General features: G+C 66.4%; 13 protein-coding genes. 7 read left to right on the top strand and 6 right to left on the bottom strand.

What is annotated here, in order from left to right; all coding sequences use genetic code 11:
* Positions 1-66 precede the first annotated feature (66 nt).
* Positions 67-645 (top strand): hypothetical protein, encoded by a 579-nt coding sequence (locus LZC95_20760; protein WXA99241.1) that lies wholly within the window; start codon positions 67-69, stop codon positions 643-645.
* Here the strand turns inward: LZC95_20760 and LZC95_20765 are convergent.
* Positions 642-2,879 carry a germacradienol/geosmin synthase gene (locus LZC95_20765; GenBank protein ID WXA99242.1) on the bottom strand — a complete coding sequence of 746 codons (2,238 nt, stop codon included), beginning with the start codon at positions 2,877-2,879 and terminating at the stop codon, positions 642-644. The two genes, LZC95_20760 and LZC95_20765, sit on opposite strands and share 4 nt — an antisense overlap.
* 423 nt (positions 2,880-3,302) lie before the next feature.
* Between LZC95_20765 and LZC95_20770 the strand changes: the two genes are divergently transcribed.
* Positions 3,303-4,382: a serine/threonine protein kinase gene (locus LZC95_20770; GenBank protein WXA99243.1), complete on the top strand. Its 1,080-nt coding sequence runs from the start codon at positions 3,303-3,305 to the stop codon at positions 4,380-4,382.
* A gap of 160 nt (positions 4,383-4,542) precedes the next feature.
* On the opposite strand, the gene LZC95_20775 is transcribed toward LZC95_20770, so the two are convergent.
* Genes LZC95_20775 through LZC95_20785 form a run of 3 tightly spaced genes read right to left on the bottom strand, consistent with a single transcriptional unit; the run spans position 4,543 to position 7,385 of the window.
* Positions 4,543-6,057, bottom strand: a complete 1,515-nt coding sequence (locus tag LZC95_20775; GenBank protein WXA99244.1) for a sigma-54 dependent transcriptional regulator — start codon at positions 6,055-6,057, stop codon at positions 4,543-4,545.
* 4 nt (positions 6,058-6,061) lie between these two features.
* Complete coding sequence (gene bamD / locus LZC95_20780; GenBank protein WXA99245.1) at positions 6,062-6,937, bottom strand: outer membrane protein assembly factor BamD; 876 nt, start codon at positions 6,935-6,937, stop codon at positions 6,062-6,064.
* A 25-nt stretch (positions 6,938-6,962) separates the two neighbouring features.
* Entirely contained in the window at positions 6,963-7,385 is a 423-nt protein-coding gene (locus LZC95_20785) for a hypothetical protein (GenBank protein WXA99246.1), read from the bottom strand.
* 74 nt (positions 7,386-7,459) lie between these two features.
* Between LZC95_20785 and greA the strand changes: the two genes are divergently transcribed.
* From greA to LZC95_20810, 5 genes are all read left to right on the top strand, one after another.
* Positions 7,460-7,933: a transcription elongation factor GreA gene (gene greA, locus LZC95_20790; GenBank protein WXA99247.1), complete on the top strand. Its 474-nt coding sequence runs from the start codon at positions 7,460-7,462 to the stop codon at positions 7,931-7,933.
* A 47-nt stretch (positions 7,934-7,980) separates the two neighbouring features.
* Positions 7,981-10,140 (top strand): DEAD/DEAH box helicase, encoded by a 2,160-nt coding sequence (locus tag LZC95_20795; GenBank protein ID WXA99248.1) that lies wholly within the window; start codon positions 7,981-7,983, stop codon positions 10,138-10,140.
* On the top strand, positions 10,137-13,193 hold the full coding sequence (locus LZC95_20800) for a sulfatase-like hydrolase/transferase (GenBank protein WXA99249.1): 3,057 nt from the start codon (positions 10,137-10,139) through the stop codon (positions 13,191-13,193). The genes LZC95_20795 and LZC95_20800 overlap by 4 nt, the downstream gene beginning before the upstream one ends.
* Positions 13,194-13,320: 127 nt before the next feature.
* Entirely contained in the window at positions 13,321-14,628 is a 1,308-nt protein-coding gene (locus LZC95_20805) for a hypothetical protein (GenBank protein WXA99250.1), read from the top strand.
* Positions 14,625-15,944: a PQQ-binding-like beta-propeller repeat protein gene (locus tag LZC95_20810; GenBank protein WXA99251.1), complete on the top strand. Its 1,320-nt coding sequence runs from the start codon at positions 14,625-14,627 to the stop codon at positions 15,942-15,944. The genes LZC95_20805 and LZC95_20810 overlap by 4 nt, the downstream gene beginning before the upstream one ends.
* A gap of 7 nt (positions 15,945-15,951) precedes the next feature.
* Here LZC95_20810 and LZC95_20815 read toward each other — a convergent pair whose 3' ends face one another.
* The gene (locus tag LZC95_20815) at positions 15,952-16,656 is read right to left on the bottom strand and encodes a hypothetical protein (protein WXA99252.1); all 705 of its coding nucleotides are present in this window, start codon (positions 16,654-16,656) and stop codon (positions 15,952-15,954) included.
* 62 nt (positions 16,657-16,718) lie between these two features.
* Positions 16,719-19,454, bottom strand: coding sequence for a hypothetical protein (locus LZC95_20820; protein WXA99253.1), 2,736 nt, complete (start codon positions 19,452-19,454; stop codon positions 16,719-16,721).
* Between the last annotated feature and the right edge of the window lie 353 nt (positions 19,455-19,807).

Raw genomic sequence — 19,807 nt, forward strand, 5'->3', positions numbered from 1 at the left:
TTTGTCGCTCTAGGCGATTCGAAGCCGAGCTGAGAATCTTTTTCGCCGTTCGCACGTCTCTCGAGGGTGCGAACGGCGATCGTCTTTTTGTCGGCTTTGGCGCTGGGGGTCGGCGGCTGCAGTTCGGAGCCCGAGCGGCCTGAGCCTCTCTTCGTTCGGGTGGCGCTGGTTGGTGCCACGGTCGGGCCGGCGAAGTTCGATGGCACGCGTTGGGATGCGCTGACCGTGCTGCCCAACCTCGTGGCCGGCGTCACCCGCGAGGCCGGGGGCGAGACGGGTACCGCGATCATCGCCGCGCATATGACGGGGGAGGTGCTTGCGCCGTTCGAAAAGCCCGATCCTGCGGGCTGGGCCGAGCTCACGGGGGTGCGCCGCCCGCTCACGGGTTGCGGGAGCGATACCTTGACCCCCGCGTGGTCGTCCGCCGAGTGGCGGCACGTGCGCCTTTCCGATGCCACGCGGCTTCGTGTTCACCTCGTCGATCGCGACGACATCGGCAGCGACGAACCCATTGGCGACGTGGACGTGCACGCCGGCTACCTGCGCGAGGCGCTCGAAAAGGGCATCGTCGTGCAGGTGCCCGTGTCCGATCAGACCCACGGGCAGCTGCTCTTCGTCGGCGTTTCCGTGGCCCCCGAAGCTTAACTCGTCGGCGTGGGGCGCGGGATGCGCACGGCCGCGCTGCCCAGGCCGGAGGGGAGGAACGCGAAGCCTTTCTTCGGTGCTTCGGGCTTGGAGCGGTAAACGCGGCGGAGATCCACCTCGGTGTAGCGCACGCAGTGGCGGTGCCACTCCAGGATGCCGGCCATCCAGGACTTGAGATGGTCCGCATGGCGCTGAAGCAGTGCTCGCAGAGGCGCATCGAGCTTGAAGTCTTCGAACAAGGCCGGCAGATCGTTTTTGACGACGTGCTCGAATTGCTTCATGCGCTCTTTCATCAAGCGCACCACGATGTCGCGCGCCTTCCAGCGGTCCACGTCGAGAAAGTTCTCCACCACGAGAACGATGTTGTGCACCTCGCCCTCGAACTCCATTTCCTTTTGGTACGAGAACAAGTCGTTGGTGAAGCAGGCGTAGTCTTGCGCCGCCGTCTCGAGTTCGCGCAACACGCGCGTGTGGCGAATCTCCTCGGGGATCACGTCGAAGTGGGCCAGGCGCTCGAGGGACAGGGTCAGATCCGAGCCAAACGTCTTGCGGCGCATTTCGACGTAGTCGATCGGATCGGGGATGCGGTTCTGCGCCTGGTTGGCGAGCTCCCAGAGCCAGCTCGCCAGCATGTCCTCGATGGACTGGCGGAACACCTTGCGCGCCGCCGCGCTCATCGGACCTGCGGTGCGATGCCATAGGTTGCCGAGGCCGCGTTCCAGCGGGTTCGTCGGCTCGGGGGTGGCACTGGCATCGAGCGGCATGAACAGCGCGAGCCGGTCGTTGCAGGCCTTGGCCCCGGCGTGGTTGCGCGGCACACCGAAGACCTGCGGGTAGAAATCGTCCGCGTAGGTCCCCCACGAGAGCCAGTCCGTCGAGAGGAAAACCTGCTCGCGCGTGCCCTTGGCGTGGATCATCGCCGCGCAGTGCGCGAGATCCAATCCGAGAAAGCGCCGCTCGTCCCAGATGCCGCGCTCCAGGCCCGGCACCGCCTCGAAGAGGCCCATGCTCTGCGCCCATCCCACCGAGTAACGACGTGCCGCTGCCAGGTGTTGGCTGGTTTGGATGGGGAAGGGCATGTAGAGCTCGGGCAGCTGGAGGTGCCCGACGGGCTGCAGCGGCTTGTGCGAATGCTGGCGGGCGTGCCCCCGGAGGCCTGGGCCGAACGACAACTGACTCGCCGAGATGCCGATGCCGGTGGGGCCAGGCAGGGTGGGCCCGGACGAAGCCTGCAGGCTCTCGTTCATGTAGCGGCTCGAGCGCGCGTGCCACTCGTGGCCACCCGATTGCCAATCTTGAAGGCCTTTCACGTACGCCGCGACGCCAAGCTGCGCGTTCGCCGGGACCGCGTGCTCCACGAACAGACCGGGCACCTCCGTGAGGGCGGTGTTCTCGAATTGTTGCAGGCGCGAGGTCAGAAGATCGTTCACCCGATCCGCGGCTTCCTGCGTCGAGCACTCGAAGAAGCGTTCGAACACGAGCACGGCATTGGAGTTTTCGCCCTCCTGCTGCACCTCGCGCTGGTACGAGAACAAGTCGTTTCGAAGGTGCACGGCATCCGCGAAGGCGTCGGAGAGCACCTCCATCGGCCGCGTGCCCGCGAGGTTGGCCGGGATCTCCGCCCCCACCGCGTATTCCACGAGGTTCGCCGACCAGGGCGCGCCGCCGACCCTGCGGCGCATGTGCATGTACTCGATGGGGTTGGCGATGCGACCGATGTCGATGTTGATGAGCTCCCACATCGACTCGACCATGAGATTGTGGGTGCTCGTGATGAAGCGGTCGCGCCATGCATCGGACATCGCCGGTGTGGTGCGCGCCCAGAGATCTTTCAGCCCGGCCTCGGCGGGGTTGGTTGGCTCGGGCGATTCGTCCTTGCCGCGGGTCATGAAGCGCTCGAGCTGGGCGAGGTAGGCTTGTGCGCCGGCGATGTCCCGGGAGTGCTTGAAGTGCTCGAGAAAATGGTCGTCGAAGAAGAAGACCCAGACGTACCAATCGGTGATCAAGTCGAGCGCAGGCCCGTCGCAGTCGGGATGGGTATACGCGCACATGATCCCGTAGTCGTGCTTGAGCAAGTCCTCTTCGGTCCAGACGACGCCGCCCCCGGGCTTGGGCGCATCGAGCATGCCCAGCTGCCGTGCCCACGCCGTGCTGTGCTCGCGCGCCCTCTCCAGGTTCGGGTTGAGACGCGCTGGATACGGCATATAGAAATCCGGCAACCTGAATGCCTGCATGACGAAAAGCCCTCCCGACGGTCCTGTTGCGCGCGTGTGCGGCGCCCCGACGCAAACCTGCGAAAGCACTCGTATCATCGCGCGCGCGCCCTCGTCCAGGTGCGACGTGCGCCGTTGTTTCGATGTCACCCTTCGCGAAATTCAATATTGCGAATACCAACTTCGCACTGCGCTTGCGGGGTGGTCCAAACATCGCCCGAGACTCTCGCCTCAAGCGCATCGTTCGTGTGCGCCGAAGTGCGCTCGATGGGCGCCGCATCCTGATCGAGGGCGCGTGGTGAGTCGGTTGCGCTTCGCTCCGACCCGCACCGCATCGCAGGCGTGGATTCGCGGTCGCGCTAAAATGCTTGAGTAACCTTTTTTTTGCGCACGGCATTGAGGCCGCACGAACGATTGTTATCGTTCAATGTATTGAACTGCGTCATGGGCGAGATACCGCTCGTTGGGAGCACGATCCGGGGGTGGCGTCTGGTTCGGTTGCTCGGCGTTGGCCCGGTCTCCGCAGCCTACGAGGTCTACGACGACAAGGGGCAGCACGCTGTGCTCAAGCTGTGCACCATCCCCGAAAGGGACGCGCACAACCTCTTCCTGCGCGCCGTCTACGCAGCGAATCGCTTTCACCATCCCCGCGTGGTGCCGATCCTGCAAGACGGTACGGACGAGAGCGGTGCGCCGTTCGTGATACGGCCGTGGCTCGATGCACAATCGCTCGCGGAGGTTGCGGCCGAGCGTGACATCACCGAGAAAGAAGTGCTGCGTATGGCGGAGCAGCTGCTCGATGCGCTCGAGATGGCGCACGCGCATGGCCTCACGCACGGCGCGCTCACGCCGCACAACTTGTTGCTCACGCCCAAAGGGTCCGTCCGCCTTTGTGACTTTGCGATGACCCCATCGGTGGGCATCGATCGCCCATCGAACCGCGCGAGCCACGCCGAGGTCCGCGATCGCGTGTCCGAAATGCGCGCGGGCCCGTACACCGCGCCCGAGCGGACGAGCTGGACCGGCGGACGCGCCACCGAGGCAGGCGACGTGTGGTCCGTCGGCGCATGCATGTACTTTGCACTTTGCAAGCGATCGCCCAAGGGCGAGCGGACGTCGCAGAACCTACTGAACGAGCTGCCGCACATCTCCAAAGCGACGCTTGCCATTTTGAACCACGCGCTCAACCCCAATCCGGACGATCGCTACGAGAGCGCCTACGCGATGCTCGGTGACGTGCGCCGCGCCATGCAGGGGCGCCGGCCGAAGCTCTCGTTTGCCGAAAAGCCCATCCCGTCCGGCGGCTACCGCGCCCTGTCGGTGGTCACGGGCGAGCACGTGGGCGCGGCGCTGACGCGCATCGGCCGCCCATCGATGACCGACCTCGACGTCCGCGCCCAATGGCGCGGCAACGCCGCCCTGATTCTCGCCATCGTCGCCCTCGTCGGCGTCGCCACCGCGGTGATGGTCCACGAAAAACTCACCGACCCCCCCTCGGACCCTGCGTCGAGCGAGTCGAGGTAGCTCCCAGAAGAAGATTCACAGGGAGGCGGGGAGGCGGGGAGGACTGACGGCAAGGGCGGCACAGAAGGCTTTTTTGGGGTTTCCAGTTGGCCCATTGGCCCGATCGGGAACCAAAAAAACTCCCCGCCTCCCCGCCTCCCTGTTCAATCCTCTCGAGCCGTTAGCCCTCGCCGCGCTTGATGGAGAAGGCGCGGATTTTTTTGTGGAGGTTCGTGCGCTCGACGCCGAGGATGACCGCGGTGCGTGAGATGTTCCAGCCGGTGAGCTTCAAGGTGTCGACGATGTACTTGCGCTCGGAGAACTCGCGGAATTCGCGCAAGGTCATGTAGGTACCTGGGGCGGGGGGGCTCGAGAGGGTGCCTTCGTCGTGGTCGCCGTCGGGCGGGGAGGGGAGGATCGACGGGCTCTCCGTGCCCGGTGCATCGCGCTCGTCCTCCTCGCCGAAGGGGCTCTCGTGCGGGTCCTCGGGTAGATCGGCGATGGTGACGCGGTCGCCGGACAGAATGGCCATGCGCTCGACCACGTTTTTCAGCTCGCGCACGTTGCCGGGCCACTTGCGTGCGATGAGCGCCTTCACCACCTCGGGGTCGATCGGCTTTTTCTTCGTGCCGTTCTCCCGCGCGAAGGCCTCCATGAACGCCTCGGCCAAGAGCGGAATGTCCTCCACGCGCTCGCGCAGCGCCGGGCTGCGGATGGGGAACACGTTGAGTCGGAAGAAGAGGTCCTCGCGGAAGGTCTGACGCTCGACCGCCTTGGAGAGATCCTTGTTCGTCGCCGCGAGAACGCGCACGTCGACGTGCATCACGTGCTCGCTGCCCACGCGGGAGATTTCACCCGACTGCAGCGCGCGGAGCACCTTGGCCTGCGCGACCAGGTCCATGTCGCCAATTTCGTCGAGGAACAAGGTCCCGCCGTGCGCCTGCTCGAAGAAGCCGCGCTTGCGCGCCTGGGCGCCGGTGAAGGCGCCGCGCTCGTGGCCGAATAGCTCGCTCTCGATGAGTTCGCGCGGGATGGCCGCGCAATTCACCTTCACGAACGGCCCGTCGGTGCGGGGGCTGAGTCGGTGGATGGCGCGGGAGATGAGCTCTTTGCCCGTCCCGCTTTCGCCCGTGATGAGCACGCTCGCCTTGGTCGGCGCCACCTTCTCGATGTCGTGGAACAGACGACCCATCGCGGGGCTCTGCCCGATCATCTCGTAGCGCTGCGACTGCAGGCGCGTGACCTCGGCCAAGGCGCGGCGGGTTTGCGCCGCGTCGAGCACGTTCTTGACGCTGACCAGGACGCGCTCGCGGGCCAGCGGCTTCTCGAAGAAGTCGCTCGCACCCAGCTTGATGGCCTGCACCGCGTCGTTCACCGTGGCATGGCCGCTGATGACCACCACCGGCAAGTCCTTCGTGGCCTCGTCGCGGCGGAGGCGTTCGAGCGCTTCGAGCCCGCTCATGTCGGGCAGCTTCACGTCGAAAATGGCCAAGTCCACCGGCGATTCCGGGCTCGCCAAGATGCGCAGCGCTTGGCCCGCCGTTTCGGCCAGGAGCACGCGGTAGCCTTCGCCGGCGAGCACCAACTCGAGGGCGCGGCGGATGTTTTTCTCGTCGTCGACGACGAGGACGGTCTTGGCTCCGGGGGCCCCCGAATCGGCCGTCAGTGGTTGTCCCGATGATCCGCCGACGCTCATGGTTTTAGACTCCTCGAGCCTTCATGAATTCCAGAAAATTGTCCGCCTGCAGAACCAGCGCGCTCTCCGGGTAACGCTTTTTGAGCGTGTTGAAGGCCTCGCGCGCCTCGGTCCATTTTCGCATTTTGAGGTACGTCTCGCCGAGCAAGAGCAGCGCTTCCGGGATGAGGCCGAACTCCGTGCGAAGCTCGCTCGGCTCGCCTTTCTGCAGCGGATCGGGTGTGGTGTGGCGGCAGGCGAGCTCGCCCCCGAAGTTTCGGATGGCGTACTGCACACGGCCGACGGTGGCCTCGAAGTTGTTCTTCGCCAGGTAGAAGCGGCCGACGCTCAGCTCGTGGCCGACCAGCTTGATGGTGACCTTTTCGAGCAAATCGCAAATGCGCGGGCTCTCCTTCGCCTCGGGGTAGTCCTGAAGGAAGCTTTTGAGCTCGCGATACGATTCGAGGGTGGCGACCTGATCGCGTTCTTCGCTGGCGGGCAGCAGAAAGGAATCGCTGATCTGATTGTACTGCGCCTCGGCGATGCGGGAGCGCGCGTAGCCCACCTCCGCGGTGAGCGAGCGGTGGTCGTGCACGAATTGCTTGTAGCCGCGAATGGCCTCCCCCAGCTTGTCCTGCTCGAAGTCGGCATCGGCGATGCGGAGCTCGGCGAGCGGGGCATACCGCGAATAGGCGTACTTGCGTTTCACCTCGCGGAAGAGGGCCTGCGCCTGCAGCCAATTGTGCGCTTTGAACTCGTCCAGCGCCTTGTTGTAGTCGCGCTCTGCGTTGGCGGCGTAGGAGAGGCCGGTCTTCGACTCGGGGACCGGGCAGCCGGTGAGGCCGAGGGTGGTGGCGCCAAGAATTAAGGTGAAGAAGGTAGATTGGAGGAGACGCGACATGATGCCGGCCCCACGTTTACCGCGTTCAGGCATCTGGACGCCAGCGCAGGATCCGCCTCGGGGGGGCGGTTCCTTCGCTTTCGGCGTGCCGGACGAACATACGCATCAAAAGACGGGTCTTGTCCTGGATGTCATCGGGCGCATCGCCCCCGATGTCGACGGTCCCGTCGGCTAGAACGTTGACCACGAGGCGGTGCTTCTCTTTGGCCGTGAACGCGAACCCTTCGTAGCGGTACGGGGGTGCGTAGGCTTGCGTGGGGGCAATCTCGATGCGGCGTACGCTGGCGGGACGCGATGCAACGGGGATGTTCGAAAAGGACTCCGGGGCCTCGGGAATACCGGTTGCTTCCGCACGTTCCGCGCGTGCGACATCGTCGGGCGGCAGACGGGCGTCCCGTTCCAGGATGAAGCGAATTCCCCGTTCGGGGTGCGCACCGATGATGGCCATGGTTCCCCTCCAGCTATTTGACCTTTACCTGCTCGGGCGGCAACTGGCCATAGACCTATGGTAAACCTCTCGCCGTGGAAAAGAACCCGATAACCCCCGAGGGCTATGTAAGGCTGCGTGACGAACTCCATAACCTCAAGAGCGTGGAGCGGCCGAAGATCATCCAGGCCATCGCCACGGCGCGAGAACATGGAGATCTCAGTGAAAACGCGGAGTACCACGCCGCGCGCGAGAAACAGTCGTTCATCGAGGGCCGCGTCAAGGAGCTCGAAGCCAAGCTCGCCCTCGCCGAGGTGATCGATCCCGCCAAGCTGTCCGGCGACAAGGTTGCCTTCGGCGCCACGGTGAAATTGTCGAATCTGACGACCGATGAGGAGGTGCAATACCGCATTCTCGGCGCCGACGAGGCCGATCTCGCCCAGGGCACCATCAGCGTCACGAGTCCGCTGGCGCGCTCCCTTCTTGGAAAAGAGGTGGGGGACGAGGTCAAAGTTCGCATGCCCGGCGGCGACCGCACCTACGAGATCCTGGAAGTCTCGTTTAAGTAAGTACTTGCTGAATTTCTTATCGTTGCAATGAGCGCCGTAAGGCCCGAATGAGTGCCGCTCAACTCTCCTGGAGCGATCCGGTCGAGAGGCTTCCGGGAATTGGCCCCAGCTCCGCGAAGGTTCTCGCGGAGCAAGGGGTGACGTGTGCTGGCGATCTCGTGTGGACGTTGCCGATCGCGTTCGACGATGGGCGCCATCCTTCGAGCGTCGCGGAGGCGCTGGCGGGCGATCCCGCAAGCCGTGTGTGCGTGCGCGGGCGGGTGAAGTCGGCCGGGCCCGTGTTCTTGCGCGGCCGGCGTGGGGTTCGCGTCATCGTGGAAGATGAAGAAGAAAAGAAAGAATCGGGAGGGGGATCGGGATCGAGAGGGGGGAGAGGAAGAAGCAAGAAGCCGACCCTGACGGCGTGGTGGTTCTTCATGGCGCACGCCGTCGTGGCGGCGGCCAAGGTGGGGGAGTTTTGTCTTCTGACGGGCCGCGTGAACCCGGAAAAGCGCGTGATGGCGCATCCCGACTTCGCGATGGATGTTCCGGGCGCGCGCACCGTGAGGGCGCGCTATCCGCGGTTGGGCATCTCCGAAGGGGCCGTGCGCAAAGCGATCGCCGCGGCGCTGGAGGGCGACGCCGTGCCGGATCCGGTGCCGCCGTCGATCGCGGCGCGTGAGAAGATGCCGGCGCTCGAGCCGGCGATGCGCGCGGTTCATGGGCGAGGGGGCGTGCTCGAGGAGCCGGCTTCGGCGGAGGTTCTCGCGTGCCTGGGGGAGCGCCTGGCATGGACGGAAGCGTTGGCCCACGTGTGGGCGCGTCTTGGTGCGGAGGAGCAAGGGCCGCAAGGTGGCGCGCGGCCGCTGGCGCGCGACGAGACCGTGCTCGCGCGGCTCCGCGCGGAATTGGGCTTCGAGCTGACCGCGTCCCAAGAGCGCGCCATCGCGGAGATCGGCGAGGACTTGGCGGGAACGGCGCCGATGCGGCGGCTGTTGCTCGGTGACGTGGGAACCGGGAAGACGGCGGTGTTGCTGGCGGCGGCCGCGCAATGCGTGGCGGCAGGGGCTCAGGTCGCCATTTTGGCGCCGACCGGGGTGCTCGCAGAGCAGTACCTCGATGCAGCGCAGCCTTTGGTGCGCGCCACCAAGGGCATGCTCGCGCTGGTGACCGCTGCAACGCCCGCCACGGCGCGACGCCGGCTTGCGGAGCGCGTGGCGCGGGGCGATGTGCACATCGTCGTGGGAACGCATGCGCTTTTGTCGCAGGATCTGCAATTTGCGAGGTTGGGCCTCGTCGTGGTGGACGAACAGCACCGTCTCGGGGTTGCCCAGCGCTTGGCCCTCGTGGGCAAAGGCAAGGAGCGCAAGGAGCGGCCGCATTTGCTCACGGTGAGCGCGACGCCCATCCCGCGGACTCTGGCCCTGGCTTTGCGCGGTGAGCTGGCGACATCGCGGCTCGAGGAACGGCCGATGGGGCGCCCGCCGGTGACGACCCGCACGTGGCCGCGCGCCGGGATGGCAAAGATCATCGAGCGGCTGCGCGACCGGTGTGCGCGCGGGGAACGGGCCTTTTTCGTCTCGCCCCGCATCGAGGTCGATCCCGACGATCCCGCGGGCGATCCATCGAGCGCGGCCGTCGTGCGCGCGGACGAGCTGGCGAAGGCGCTTGCGCCGCACACCGTAGCCCTGGTTCATGGAGGGATGCGACCCGACGAGAAAGCGGCGGCGATGCGCGCGTTCCGTCGCGGTGAAGCGTCCGTGTTGGTCGGCACCACCGTCGTGGAGGTGGGGCTCGATGTGCCGGAGGCGACGATCATCATCATCGACGGCGCCGAGCGATTCGGCCTGGCGCAGCTTCATCAGATGCGCGGGCGCGTGGGCCGCGGCGCGCAACCGGGCACGTGCGTTCTCCTGCACGACGAACCGCTCGAGGGCGAGGCCAAGCGCCGGCTGGAGGCCATCTGCCGCCTTTCCGATGGCGCCGATGTCGCGCGGGCCGATCTGGAGCTGCGCGGCGCCGGTGAGCTCGGGGGCACGCGTCAATCGGGGGTGGAAGAGGAGTTGCGCTACTTGGATCCCACGCGGCCGCCTCCGTGGCTCGATCGCATCGAGGCCGATGCGCGCGATCTCTTCGCGCGCGATCCCAAGCTGGAGAAGCACCCGTACTTGGCCCGCGCCGTTCGGCGGCTCGGGCTGGCCATGGCCGTGCGCGAGGAGGCCGGATGAACGCGGCATGGACCTTTGCCCGAAAGGCGGCGCTGCCTCGCATCGGGGCCATCTTGCTGGCGTGGATCGCGCTCTTGGTCGTCGAGCACGTGGCGGTGGGTTTCGGCTACCGCGCGCTGTTCGTGGGCACGTGGGAGATGGGCGCGGCGCGCAACTTCGTCAGCCCGATTGCGCTTGCCATGCTGCTGCCGGGCGCGGTGCTCGCGTACCTCTTCGCCGAGCTCGCGCGCAACAGCGTCATCGATCACGCCGCGCGCGTGGCTTGCGGCGTGTTCGCCGGGCTGGCCTCGGCGGCGGTGGCCATCGGCGTCTCCGGCGGACGGCACATGGAGAGTCTCGCCGTCCGGGCACCGTTCGTGGCGCTCCTCACGCTTCTCGGGGGCGTTGCGTCGTACCTGGCGGCGCCGCGGCTCGTCGCGCTCGCAGCGCGGGCGCCCCGTGCTTTCGCGGCCGCGGGTGCGGTGGGTGCAGTCCTTTTCTGGGCGGCGGACGCCTTCGTGCTGCCGCGGCTTTATCCGGCGTTCCACCTCGGGCTCTTCGTGCTGATGCTCGCCTCGGCGGCCTTCGTGGCGCGGCTCGTGTGGGATTTCTGGCGGACGGGCACCGTCGTGCTGGCGTTCGCGCTGGCCTGTGCGCTGGTCACGCCCTGGGCGGCGAAGCGGCTCGCGACCGTGGACAATTTGCGCGTGGTGCTGCTGGAGCATGCTCCGCTGATGGGGCGCGCCGTGCTGCTTGCGGCGGCCATTGCGCCGCCGGCCGAGGATCTGGACGGCGGCGATGGCCCGGCGAGCCTCGATAGCGTGACCAGCGCGAAGCTGGTCACGGCGCAAACGGGGCAGGTTCCGCGTGCCCTGGATTGGACCGGGCGCGACATCGTGCTCATCTCCGTGGACGCGCTTCGGGCGGACCACGTGGGCGCCTACGGTTACGATCGGCCGACCACCCCGAACATCGACAAATTGGCCGCGGGGGGCACGCTCTTCGAGTCGGCGTACTGTCCCACACCGCACACGTCGTACTCGATCACGTCGATGATGACGGGCAAGTACATGCGCCCGCTGCTCCTCGTCGGGCTCGGCGAGGATTCGGAAACGTGGGCCAAGTTGATGCGGCAGTACGGGCACCTCACCGCGGCGTTCTATCCGCCGGCCGTGTTCTTCATCGACGCCTCGCGCTTTACGACGTTCGAGAAATCCGGTCTGGACTTCGAGTACCGCCGCGTCGAGTTCTCCACCGCCGACGAACGCGCCGACCAGGTGGGGCGCTACCTCGAGCGCGGCGCGCAGCCTTCAAAGCCGCTCTTTCTGTGGGTGCATCTCTTCGAGCCGCACGAGCCCTACGTGATGCACCCCGAGCACCCATTTGGCTCGCCGGATGCCCTGACGGACCGCGATCGCTACGACAGCGAGGTCGCCGCCGCGGATGCGGGCATCGGGAAAATCTTGGCGCGCGTGCGCGAGAAGCGCCCCAACGCCGTCGTGATGCTCACCGCGGACCACGGGGAGGAATTCGGCGAGCACGGCGGTCGCTACCACGGCACCACCGTGTACGACGAGCAAGTGCGCGTGCCGCTGATCGTGGCCGGTGCGGGCAGCCCGAAACGGGTCGCGTCGGTGGTGCAGACCATCGATCTGCTCCCCACGACCTTGTCGGCGCTGGGGATCCCCCGGCCGGCCCGCCTGCGCGGACGCGATCTGGGCGCTTTGATCGCCGATCGGCCGTCCCCGGAAGCCGCCGCGGGTGGCCTGGCCTTCGTGGAAACCGACCATTTTACCCTGCTGGCGCGCGGTCAGGACCGCCTCGTGTGCGCGCGCAAAGCCGGGGCGTGCACTCTGTACGACGCGAAGAGCGATCCGCACGAGGAGCACGACGTGGGCGCGGCCCACCCGGAGACGGTGAAGGAGCTCCGTCAATTGACGTCGGCCATTGCGCGCGAGCACGGCCGCCTGGAACGCGGGGAGGCGCAAGGTTGGCCCGAGGCGCTTCGCCGCGGAACGCAGGGCGATGTGGAGGCCGCAGCCGATGTGGCCATGCTTCTCGATGACGTGCGGCTCGATGTGCGCCGCAAGGCGGCCGAGGTGCTCTTCGATCTGCGCGCGCCGGCGACGGCACCGGCGCTGCAGCGGGCGCTCTCCACTGCGGAGGATCCCCAGGTTCGCGCGGGTTGCGCGCTGGCGTTGGTCCGGCTGGGCGAACCTCCCTCCCACGCGGCCGAGGATGCGCTCAAGTCGCCCTTGGAGTGGAAGCGCCGGGCGGCGCTGGCCTTCGCGGAGCGGGGCGATGCGCGTGGGCTCTCGGAGCTGCTCGCCTGGTGGAACGAAAGCAGCGGCGAGCGCGAGATGAAGCTCGATTTCGAGCGCGCCAAGGAGTTGCTCGCCGCCTTCGCCAAGCTGCGCGATCACAATGCCGTTTTGCCCTTGGTGCGGGCGCTGGGCGACGTGCGGTTGCGGCCATTCATCGCCGATGCGCTGGCCGCCATCGGGGAGCCTTCGGCCCGGCCGGCCTTGTTGGCGGCGTTCGCCACCGAGCGCTACGTTCCCACGCGCCCGCATTTGGCCCGGGCGCTTCTCGCCCTGGGCGCCTCGCGCGAGGAAATGCGCGCGCCGCTTCTGCGCTTCGCCGGGTTGCCCGAGCCCATGCCCGAGGCCCTGGGGTTTGCCATCGAGGCGAAGATCCTCGACGAAGCCCACGGAGGCTGGGTGTCCCCATCCGCGAAAGGCGGCGCCCCGAGCCCCGAGGTCGCGCTGATCTTGCCGACGCCGCGGCAGAAGCGCGCTGCGCCGTTGCGCTTGCTGGTGCTCCTCGAAAAAGAGGGCGACACCGTCCAGGGCACCGCCGAGGGGCGGCCGGTGTCCTCCGCCTCGGGCGAAGGCGCCCTTCGCGTCCTGGAGCTGGGGCCCGAAGCTCTGGAATTGCCCCGAATCCACCTCCAGCTTGCCGCCCCCGGTGGCATCCGGGCGCTCTGGCTTTTGCCGCATACCGAAGAGATTGAGCCGCCTCCTCCGGAACCATGGGATGCCGGAAGCGTTGACCCCGCGGATTCCGGGCAATAATACCCTCGACGGCAAGAAGCCGGCCTCGCCGGGAGTATTCCGCTGCCGCGGTTCGACTTAGGCGCGGATTTTGATTCGAATCGTATCATCTCGCAGTAAAGGTAGTCCGCGCATCGGAGGCGAGACCGTGGCCGAGAATCCCAAAGAAGAAGAGAAGACGTCGGAAGCGAAGGACCAAGCCGAGGGCACCCACCCGGAAAGCCCCGCCGCCCCCGAATCGCCTGCTGTCGAGGAAGCCGAGAAGCTCGAGGAAGCCGAGAAGGCGGAAAATCCGGACGAGCAAGGCGACGAGGACGACGAGGACGAGGAAGACCAGGCCGCGACCCAAGAAGCCATCGCCCGACGCGTGGCCGCCCTCGGCGAGGAAGACGCCATCGAGCGCATCGCCCGCGCCGAAGAGGAAAAGCTCGCCGAACGCCGTCGCTTGCAGCGCGAGGCCAAGAAGGGCAAGAAGAAGACGGGGCTCGAGGCTGCGGCGTCCAAGCGCCTCGCCAAGATTGGCACCAAGGCGCCCGGGCCCAAGCGCTCCGTCGCGACCGCGGTGGACGCCGATCCGCTCATCGAGAAGACGGCCGAGTTCTCCAAGTGGGTCAAGAAGAACCAAAAAGGCGTGGGCATCATCGCCGCCGCCGTGGCCGTTGTCGGTATCGGCTTCGGCGTCTATGCGTACATGCAAGACAAGCGCGAGAACAATGCCTCCGTGGCCCTGGCCGCCGCCGTGGCCGACGAACGCGGACGCATTGGCGATCCGGCCAAGGAAGACAACGATCCGGATCGCCCCAAGGATCCGCGCCCCATCTTCAAGACGGCGGTCGAGCGGCGTGATTCCGCGCTCAACAAGTACCGCGAGATCGAGACGAAGTACGCGGGCACCGGCGCCGCGTTCCTGGCCCGCCTGGGTGAGGGCTCGCTCCTCCTCGACAAGCAGGATCCCGAGGGCGCCATCGCCGCCTTCAACGATGCGCAGAATTCGCCGCTGGCCAAGGTCGATCCGGAAGTGCGCGGCCGCGCCCTCGAGGGCCTCGGCTTTGCGTACGAGCTGAAGGCGCAAGCCGCGTCCGGCGACGAAAAGACGAAGTGGCAGGACGAAGCGCTCAAGCGCTTTCACGAGCTGGAAAATACGGACATCGAGGGCTTCAAGGAGTTCGGCATCTACCACCAGGCCCGCGTTTCCCAGGACAAGGGTGACAAGGACAAGGCCAAGGAGCTGCTGAAGACGCTGAACGAGCGCCTGAGCAAACCCGGCGAGGGCAAGGTGTTTCCGGCGCTGCAGCAGCTCGTCGAAGATCGGCTGCGCGCGCTCGATCCCACCGCGCTCCCGCCGAAGACGCCGCTCGGCGCGTTCGGTGGCAACAAGCCCACGGAGGCGCAGATTCGCGCCATCCAGGAAGCGATGCGCAAGGCCCAGCAGAAAGGTGGAGGCGCACCTCAGTGAGAGCTTGGAAACGAACCGCGCTGGCAGCCTTTGGATTGCTGGCGATGGGCGCCGGCTGCGCAACGTCCGAGACCGCCAACGATCGCGTCAGCCCGGAGGTTCCGCTTTGGTACCGCCGCCCGGCCAACACCATGTCCGTGTTGCTCAAACGCTCGCTCACCGCGACCGGGCGCACGACGGGTGAAGACTGGGAACGCGGCCGCACGGAGATCGATGCCGCCCACGGCCGCATCTTCCTGGGCACGGCGGATCGCGGCTTCTACGCGCTGCGCGCCGGAGATGGCAGCACCATCTGGCGCTTCGAGACACTCGGCGTCGTGCAATGCGAGTCGCTGTACGATCCGGAGCTCGACCTCGTGTACTTCGGCTCGCACGACGGTGCGCTTTACGCGGTGCGCGCCTTCGATGGTTCGCTCGTGTGGCGCTATTTCACCGGCGCCGAGGTGGCCCGCCGGCCCGTGCGCAATGGCGAGATGCTCTACTTCGCCAACGGCGCGGACCAGCTCTTCGCGGTCGATCGCCGCACCGGAAAGAGGAAGTGGCAAGCCCAGCGCACGTCGGCGCTCGGCATGGAGATCGCGGGTTACGCGGGTCCGGCGCTCGCGAACGGCAAGGTTTACCTCGCGTACTCGGACGGCCACGTCGTGGCCTATGACGCGCGCGATGGCAGTGAAAAGTGGACGCCCGTCGACCTGTCCGCCGAGGCCGAGCAGAACACGAGCGCGGGCGAGGTGCCGCGTTACCTCGACGTGGACACGACGCCGGTGCCCAACGAGATCCCAGGCTCGGGCAACGTCGTGTACGTGGCGAGCTACGCGGGCGGCGTCTTTGCGCTGGATGCGGAGACGGGCTCGCGCGTCTGGGTGAACGATCAGGCGCGCGGTGTGACGGATCTCACGCTCTTCAACGAACCGGCGCACGCGCCCGATCCCAACGGTCCCGATCGCGACGGTCCCACGGTGCCCGCGCGCAAGCTGCTCCTTGCGTCGAGCGGCACCACGGGCCTCTGGGGACTCGACCCGGCGACCGGAAAAATGGTGTGGCGCAACGACGTGCCCGAGGGCGGCGTTACCGCGCCCGTGCAAGTCGCCGGCGCGCTGCTCGTAGGCACCACGCGCTATGGGCTCTTTCTTCTATCGCCGCGCAACGGCCGCGTGATCGACGGCTTCGACATGGGCACGGGCGTGGCGCAGACACCGGCGGCCTTCGGCAACCGCGCCTATGCCATGACCAACGTCGGCACCTTGCTCGGTATTCAAATCGACCCGCCGGCCCGTGTCGCGTCATCGTCGCGGCGAGCCTACTGGTCTCCGTAATATCGGATTACGTCACGCTGGGGGCCTTCGCGCGGAACTCCAGCGTGTCGCCGTTGATGAATCGGGTCAGTCGATCGAATTCATCCGTCTTCTTGAAGGCACGATAGAGCGCGGTTCCTTGTTGGACCGCGCCATCGATGAGCGGAACGCCGTCCTTCACCGGCGGTAGCACGTCATTGCCATTCGGGCTGTGCACGAAGGCGGCGTATCCGAAAAGCGCAATCTGGTCCTTGCCCGCGCCACCGGTGCCCGCGTAGTCGAGCTCGATCTTCCCATTCTGATCGGCATCGAGCACGAGGACCATGGCCCCGTAGGCGATGCGGTATTTCGAGGCCGGCAGACAGGGGCACTTGGCCTCGTCGTCGCAGGAGCGCTCGCAGAAGAAATTGGCCTCGCTGGGCAAGGGCGGCGCATCGAAGGTGATGCTGGTCGATGCCAAATCGAAGGGCACATCGATGGCAACCTCGGGGAGGGGATCCGGATCGCCCCCGGCGAGCTGCGCCCAAATGACCCCGAAGCGGTACTTCTTCGCCGGATCGAGTTGCGTCTCGAGGGAAATGGGAACGGTGCGCGGGAACGTGTTGCTTCCATTGCCTGCGTCCGGGGACGGATCCGACGAATCGTCGTTCGAGCTGCACGCGGACAGCGTGGACAACGCGAACGACGAGACGGCGGCACCGAGCAACGTAAGCAAGAAGGAGCGGAGAACCATCGCTCGAAGTTACCACGCCACGCCGCGAGTCTTTTCGCGACGATGCGACGATCCATGGACTTTCACGGGCTCACATTGAATCCGGACACCTGGACGTGTGGGATGCTCCCTGCGAGATCGGAACGTCGGTAGTCGGCGCGCAACGTGATGGCCTCGCCGGGCCACAAGGTGACGTAGTTGTCCGACCATCGCACCGGTACGACCTCCGCACCGTCGCGTCCTTGGCGCAAACTTGCACGCAGAGCCAGGGCTACGACCTGCGATGTGTTGCGCAACGTCACCTCGGTGGCGAGATTCTCTTCACCCGTAGCGAACGTCTTCGACGACGATGCAACGGTGGCGGGCGCCAAGCTCTCGAGGCCGGTCAGATCGGCATACGATACCGTGGGCGTGTACCACCACGTCGATTGCGGATAGTCGAGAACATCGGCCTTCGTCGAAAGCCAATACACGTTGCGATCGACCTCGCGCCCCGACGCGTCCCCATCCCCATCCCCATCCCCATCCGAGAGCAGCAGCCGGACCAGGTACGTGCCCGTCGCACCCGATGGCGCGGGTAGGGTGAGCACCCGCTTGGCGGCGTTGGCATCGGCCACGATGGCGGACGCCTTTTCGTCGGAGAGCACGGTGCCGTTCATCGCGAACGCGGTCGCGCGAACCGTGAGCCCGCCCTTCGCCTCGAGCCCCGTGTTCACGACGACAATCGAGCGATCGTCGTACGAGTACTGCACATGGAGCGGCCGCAAAGCCTTTTTGGCGCCGAAATACGAACCGGCCGTGGCCAGATTGTGGTCCCAGAGATGCCAATAGAGCGTGGGCCACGCATTGTTCAGCATCCAATAAATGACGCCGGTGGCCGGATTCGCCGTATCGGAAAAATCGCGCCCGAACGCCTCGAATTGCGCGCGGTTCGCTTCGTAATTGGACAATTGCGCTTTGCGCAGAAAGTCCGCCTGGTCCTTGGGTGCACCGTACCGATTGGCGAGCGCGGTGGAGAACACGGCCAGCTTGGAGAACACTTCCTTCTTGGCCAGGTGGTAATGCGCCTGATTCGGCTTGCTCCAGAGGTCCTCGATTTCCGTCGGCGTGAGGAATCGCCGTAGGCTATCCAGCTCGGGAATCGTGGGCCCGGAGCCCACCTCGGATGCGAATCCGTAGGCGCCACCCAGCTTGTCCTCGTACCAGTAATGCGGCGGGATCCACCAGTACGGGCCATCCATTTTCATGCCCGAAGCCCCGAGCTGCGGCGTGGATTTCGCGGCCGCCGACGGGATGATCGGTGCCTGGAAATCGGCCGCGCGCAAGGCATCGATGTACGTCTGCTCGACGCGTGCGGTGGCGGCGTTGTCGCTGCCGATGAAGAAGCCGAGCACGCTCGGGTGGTTGACCATACGTTGCGCCTCGGCCAACGTCGATGCACCGGCCACGCGGTAATCCTGCTCGCTCCACGTGCTGTACTTTTCCCACTTGGTACAGCACTCCCAGCCCGGCAAAAGCATGATGCCCAGGCGGTCTGCGAGCTCGAGGAGCTCGTGGTCTTCTTCTTTGCCCTCCATGCGGATCGTGTTCAGCCCGAGATCGCGCGCGTAACGGAGTTCGTCGGCGAGCCGTTCGGGCTGCGGGCGCAGGAACAGATCGGACGCCCATCCGCCGCCGCGCACGCCAAAGGGTTTGCCATTGACCAGGAAGCGCCGGTAGCCCTGGGGGGTCAGCTCCGAGCGAACATCGCGGATGCCGAACTGCGTCGTGGCACGGTCGGAGCCGTACGAGGTGTCCGCGGAGACGGTCATCGCGAGCTCGTAGAGCGGTTGGTCGCCGAACTGCGCCGGCCACCAGATGCGCGGGTGCTCCAGCCGCAAGCCGGCATGGGTTTCCGGTGCGAATGTGACGGTCTTCGTTTCGTGGGGACCGAGTGCGATGCGTTGCTGGATGCGGATCGGGCGGTCGGCACCGGTGATGATGGCGGCCACGGTGGTTTCGGTGGCCGTGTCGCCGTGGTTCGAGACTTCCGCCTTGATGGTCAAGCTGGCGCGGCCGAGGCCCGGGAGTTCGAGCGACGGGAGTGCGCGCGGGTTGGCGACGGACACGGGGCCGGTACGTACAAGGCTGACGTCGCGCCAGATGCCCATGTTGTTGTCCGGCGCCAGCGGGCTCCAGTCGAGAAAGCTGACCGTGAGATCGCGGAACGGGTCGGCCGGCATGGCCTTGATGGCGATGGCGTTGCGGCCGGGCCTCAGGAGATGCGTGATTTCGAACTCGTACCTGGGGTACGCGCCCGCGATGTCGTCGGTGCCTGAGGCGCCCGAGACGCCGGAGACCTTGGTGCCGTTGACCCAGAGCTCACCCCGCGAGATGACGCCGCCGGCGAAGCGCAGGAACGTGTGGCCTGCGGTGCCTGCCGGGGGCGCGACGAACTCCTTGCGGTACCACCAGGGCACCTTGAAGTCGGCCGGGTCGACCGAGTCGCGCAAGTTGGTCGAGAAGTTCGGATCCGGGTAGCGGCCGTTGGCCACGAGGCCGGCCATCACGGTGGAGCGCGCCGGCACGGTGAGCCAGGTGCGGTCGTCGAACCGGGGTGCGGAGAGCACGTCGCCATCGACGTCGAGCGACGCCGAGGATTGCATGCGCCAGTTCTGGATGACGTGGGTGCCATCGCGCAGCGTGATGATGTCCAGTGCGTCGGTCCGAGCGTCCGCTGTCTCGGCCGGCGTCCCAGACGTCGACTCACAGGCCGGCAGCGAGGCGCCGAGCACACCGAAGATCAATCCGCCCGCAATCAAGGATCGATGTCGTCGCATGAGGGCACGCTAATGCCATCATCACGACGACGACATCCGGAACGTCTCGAAACGGATCACGATGTCGCTGCGTCTTCGCGATGACATCCCACGCGGCGCACGTGGCCATGGTTCGACGTGCGCGTAACGCCGTGACGCGATCTCGGTGGCACCGGGGGCGGTGAGCGTGGGCCGTACGAACCGGCAGAAAACCCCGGGCTTTGCCCCGCTCGAATGTCGCATAAGATGCATTATGTAAACTTTTCGAAACCCCGTGGAGAAGCCCGCCGGAAGCCTGACGGAAGCCTGACAGAACCTAGCGGGAGCCGCCCGCGGAGGCCCTGGGAAGACATGTTTCGCTCTCTCGCTTTCGA

This window comes from Sorangiineae bacterium MSr12523 (assembly GCA_037157775.1).
In the GTDB taxonomy this organism is placed as follows: Bacteria; Myxococcota_A; Polyangia; order Polyangiales; family Polyangiaceae; genus Pendulispora; species Pendulispora brunnea.